Source organism: Thomasclavelia saccharogumia DSM 17460 (genome assembly GCF_000686665.1).
Classification (GTDB): Bacteria; Bacillota_I; Bacilli_A; order Erysipelotrichales; family Coprobacillaceae; genus Thomasclavelia; species Thomasclavelia saccharogumia.
Genome location: NZ_JMLH01000109.1, coordinates 1 through 4,999, shown reverse-complemented (window position 1 = coordinate 4,999; position 4,999 = coordinate 1). Strand labels below are relative to the sequence as shown.

At 25.0% G+C, this 4,999-nt stretch carries 5 protein-coding genes; 3 read left to right on the top strand and 2 right to left on the bottom strand.

The window, feature by feature from the left end; translation table 11 throughout:
- Positions 1 to 426: 426 nt before the first annotated feature.
- Both BR82_RS0114265 and BR82_RS0114260 read right to left on the bottom strand, forming a co-directional pair.
- A complete protein-coding gene (locus BR82_RS0114265; RefSeq protein WP_027090711.1) occupies positions 427 to 792 on the bottom strand; it encodes a hypothetical protein in 366 nt (121 codons plus the stop codon).
- 119 nt (positions 793 to 911) lie between these two features.
- Positions 912 to 1,457 carry a TetR/AcrR family transcriptional regulator gene (locus tag BR82_RS0114260; protein ID WP_147590266.1) on the bottom strand — a complete coding sequence of 182 codons (546 nt, stop codon included), beginning with the start codon at positions 1,455 to 1,457 and terminating at the stop codon, positions 912 to 914.
- Between the two features lie 1,070 nt (positions 1,458 to 2,527).
- Between BR82_RS0114260 and BR82_RS0114255 the strand changes: the two genes are divergently transcribed.
- The 3 genes from BR82_RS0114255 (at position 2,528) to BR82_RS16090 (ending at position 4,501) form a co-directional block, all read left to right on the top strand.
- Positions 2,528 to 3,712 (top strand): MFS transporter, encoded by a 1,185-nt coding sequence (locus BR82_RS0114255; protein WP_027090709.1) that lies wholly within the window; start codon positions 2,528 to 2,530, stop codon positions 3,710 to 3,712.
- Positions 3,713 to 3,830: 118 nt separating this feature from the next.
- The gene (locus BR82_RS17185; RefSeq protein WP_154659624.1) at positions 3,831 to 4,004 is read left to right on the top strand and encodes a hypothetical protein; all 174 of its coding nucleotides are present in this window, start codon (positions 3,831 to 3,833) and stop codon (positions 4,002 to 4,004) included.
- A 38-nt stretch (positions 4,005 to 4,042) separates the two neighbouring features.
- The gene (locus BR82_RS16090) at positions 4,043 to 4,501 is read left to right on the top strand and encodes a LytTR family transcriptional regulator DNA-binding domain-containing protein (protein ID WP_051592856.1); all 459 of its coding nucleotides are present in this window, start codon (positions 4,043 to 4,045) and stop codon (positions 4,499 to 4,501) included.
- Positions 4,502 to 4,999: the final 498 nt, after the last annotated feature.

The window sequence follows — 4,999 nt, the reverse complement described above, 5'->3', positions numbered from 1 at the left end:
ACCGTTAAAACCAAGCAAAATCAAGAAGATTTTGCTTATGAAAAAGTATAACTTAGGAATATCCACTATAAATAAGTTTTCTCGGCATAAAATAATTTGAATAAAATATTATCAAATTAAATTAGTTATATTTAATTTTAACTAATTTACGAATGCATAAACAGTAGTTTTTTGAGTCAAAATAATTTGCATATCAACACTCAAAAAGCAAATTTATCATAAATTCCATTTGGACTCACATTTCTGCTCCAACAATTAGATGGGCGTTCAACTAAGTATGCAGAGACAGGTAATCATATACATTTTGTTTTTGATAAAAAATTCTCGAAGCTTTTATAAGATTGTTATTATTTCCTCCAAAAGCTAAATCTGGTGCTACACATACCTGTCCTGTATGAAATACATAGGTTTTTATTTTTCTATATTTTATACCATTCCTCTTGATACAACATGCACAATAATCATACAAAGTATCATTAAGGGAATGACTTTGTGAAAAATATTTACTGCTTTAAATGCATTTCCTTTGCTTTTTAAGAAAATACCGTTAACAATTTCTGCATACAATAGTATTAAAATTATCAATCCTGTAACAACGTTAATGGTTTTAACATTTTGTAAATTTCCTATTCCATGAACAGTTGCAAACAACGCAATGAAAATACCACAAACCATGTGCAAAATATCAAGTACTTTTGTATACTGTGTAGGTTTTTTCCCACGTTGTATCTGTTTGTTTTCTATTGTAAATAGAACAAAAATCAACAAAACTAAAAATATTATTTTTACCATTCTATTTCCTCCATTTTCTTTGACTGTTAAAAGTATAATACTCGTAATTTTTTCTGTACACTACACAAACATGGAAAATGTTCGGACATAAAAAAACTGCTACATAGTGTGTAACAGTTTTAAATAAGGTCAATGGTATTATCGAGAACAGCAATAACAATTTTGTTTAATCTATCAATATCAACTTTTTCAGGATTTTTCAGCCAATATGAATATGCTCCGATAACACCAGAAGCAATTGTTTCGGAAATCATTTCATAATTAGGCACTTTTTCTTTTTGTGGAAATCTTAATAAAAAATGTTTTTTTATTGCCTCTTTCCATTTTAAAATAAACCGCACATTTGGCTGAACAATTAGAAAGACATAAATTTCATGCCAATGTTTTTTAATATATCCCATAGTTTCGGATAAGAATAAAGAGAAGTCCATTTCCGGCATATTGCCTTTTGATAATTTTATGGCAATTTCAGTAATACCAGTAATCAAATTATTTTCTGTATCTTCTTTTACATCATTTATATTTTGATAATATGAATAAAAAGTTGTTCTAGCAACAGGAGTATTGGCACATAGTTCTTTGACTGTAATACGGGTATATTCTTTTTTTTCATATTCTTCTATAAACTGTTTTTGAATCAATTCTTTAGTTGTCAGAAGTATCATCTCCTATTAAAAATTCATTTAGTTATATGGATTATATCATTTCTGTATAGTATAGTCACGTTTTTCCTTAATGGTTAACTTTTAAATATATTCATATGTTCCACCTAGTAATCCTCTAATTTTAACTTTTATGGAGCTATAATTTTGAGTTATTTTTTTTGATAAACCTGTTTTTTCTTGGTACTTCTCATAAACCTCATCATCAAAATCCGTTTTGGGTATCACATTTGAAATATTTTTCTCATTGTTTTAGTCTTACAATTTTGTAAGCATTTCATCATCATAAGAATTATTATACATATATTCCTGCAAAAGTTTCCTGTATCGATTAAGGCTATGCAGTTCTTTGTGGATCTTCAATATCCTCTCTATTTTTTGATACAACTGCTTTATCTTCAACAATTTTTCTAGATAGTTGCCGATATATTCTACCATCTTGCCAGCCTTACCCAAAGTATTAGCTGTTTTGAAAATGTAAATGTCAGCGGGAAAACAAAAAATTTGATTTTATGCTGTCTGAATTATTACAACAGTGAACTGCCTTTTTGCTTGATCTTTCTTTTTGTTTTTTGACAACAAAAACAAAGGAAGATATTTGCAAGAAATGAAAGGTCCAGGCTATTGCAACTTAAAATACGTTTTACAGGCAACAGGCATAAGAAAGAAGCTAGCATGATTTTTTCAACATTATGAGTAATATCTATGAAGTTCCTGTATGGGAAAAATACATTCTTTCCATTGAAGATGTGTCAAAATATTTTTGCATTAGGCAAAACAAGTTAAGAATATTAGTATAAGAAAACCGTCATGCAGACTGGTTTATTTTTAATAGCAACCGTATTTAGATTAAGTGAAAACAGTTTGAATGATTTATTTGTAAAATAAGATTATTCAGATATTTGAAAAGATAAAAAAATAATCAAAAAATCATATATAATTTATATCAAATTATGATATGATAATAAATTGAAGTAAAAATATAAAACAAAAAAAGAAAAATGGAAGAAATATTGAGATAATAAATTATAAAATCAATTTATATAGTGAATTATTGAAGTAGAGGAAGAAAGATGAATAAAAATAAGTTATTAATATTTTTTATTATTAATGGAATGTTTAATTTAGCAGCTAATTATGCTCATCCTATTACACCCACAGTTATAAAAAATCTAAATTTAGATAGTTATATGTTTGGTGTCGCCTATGGAGCAATGATGGGAATGAATTTTTTATTTTCACCATTTTGGGGAAAACTAAATGAGCAAATAAATAGCAAAACAACAATGTTAATATGTAGTATAGGTTATGCGATTGGACAAATATTTTTTTGGCAAGCAACATCACAAAATTTTATTATTTTTGCAAGATTGTTTTCAGGAGTTTTTACAGGAGGCTGTTATGTAAGTTTCTTAACGTATGTTGTCAATACTTCTTCTATTGAAAAAAGAGGACATAATTTAACCATTCTAGCGACTGTGGCAACTGTTTGTGCATCATTTGGCTATTTTATTGGAGGTATGCTAGGAGAAATTTCGATTGATTTAACATTTGCCATTCAAGCTTTAACTTTAGCTGGTTGTGGAATATTATTTTATATTTTTTGTAAAAATGATGTTTTTTCAACAAAAAAATACAAATTAAATTTTTTACTTAAACAAGCTAATCCGTTTAATTCATTTAAACAGGCTAAAATATTTATGAATAAAAGATATTTGATTTTGTTTAGTATTTGTTGTTTGAATTTTTTAGGATTTACAGCATTTGAGCAAAGTTTTAACTATTATATTAAAGATATTTTTAATTTAACTTCTGGTTATAATGGAATTATCAAAGCATCAATTGGTTTCATTTCTTTAGTTGCTAACGGAACTATTTGTTTGTGGATCATCAAAAATACAGATGTTTCAAAATCATCAATGTTAGTCCTATTATTAAGCAGTATTACGATGATAGGAGTTCTTATAACAAATAATATTGTTGCCTTTATTATAATGAATGTAATTTTCTTTGCATTAAATTCAATTATTATTCCATTGATTCAAGATTTAATAGTAAAATATACTACTAATAAAAACAACAGTATTGTTATGGGATTTTACAATGCAATAAAGTCGTTAGGTGGTATTATTGGAGCTTTACTGGCTGGTTTCTTTTATACTTTTGATCCCCATCTGCCATTCATATTTGGTTTAATTTCTTTTCTTCTAGCAACACTTTTATCACTTTATTATATTAAAAATTTATCTAAAAAATAATGATATAAGTAACATGGTATAAAAATGTTATAAAATAATATTTTTGTTTGAATATTATTTAATTTATGATATTCTTTATATGAGAAAAAAATGCGAGAAACAAAGGGATAATATTAAAATGATTAAGATAACAATAATAGATGATAAACAAGAATTTTGTAATAAAATAAAAAATATTTTATTACAAAAATTTACTGATATCAAAGTATTTACATGCAGCTCTATCAATCAAATTGATAATAATTGTGATTTTATGATACTAAGTATTGATCTGTCAGATTATGATGCATAGAATATGCAAAAGCTAATGAAGATAAAAAAATAGTTTTTATGGCTAATCATAATCAAAGATTTAAAGAAGCTTTTGGGCCTAATATATATGGTTATATAAATAAAAATAACTTAGAAGATGAATTGGTGGAAAATATTTCAAAAATGATAAATAGAATAAAAAATCAATATATGATTAGTTTTAAAATAGCTGGTGAAATAATAGAAATAAAAAAAAGTAATATAATATATTGTATGTATTTAGGAGATAGAAATATTGCAGTAATATATGATAATAAACAAATTATAATAAAAAATAAAACATTAAAAAGATTATTAATGATTTTAGGAAACAATTTTATTTTTATTAATCGTAGTGTTGTAATTAATAAAAAGAAAATTTCAAAAATATTAAATGATAAAATTTATTTAGAAGGAATTAATTGTAAATTTGATATTAGTCGTCGACAAAAAAATATAGTATTAAAAGCTTTTTATGAAGATAATAAAGATATTTAAATATATGATTGATAACATAAAATAAAGAATAGAGTTGCTTTTATTTGATAATGAAAAAAATAGAGATTAATTAAAAAATATAAAAATATGACCGTTTAATGCAATTTTTAACCATTAAATGCTAAAAATAACATATATATATTTTTTTTTGTTAATAAATTATAAACTTAAACAAATTTTATAACCAAATAAAAAAAAGGATTCTAAATTATCCAACATTGGATAAAAATGTAATCCAGTAAAAAAATTTGAATTAAGTTTCATTGTACTAAAACGTATGTAATTCTTATGATGGCTTTTTTTTGCACAGATTACTTTTTTGATATAAAAATTTATATTATTTTAGTAATTACTGTTATTCTTGTGAGCATTTAATGGTAAAATAGGCATGGTGGCCCCCTCCCCAAAAGAAAGCAATATTCTGTTGAGTCATAATTTATGATGAGTTATTGGACAAGATTGAGTTTGAGGCAATCTTTCTCGATACTAGCACAAGCT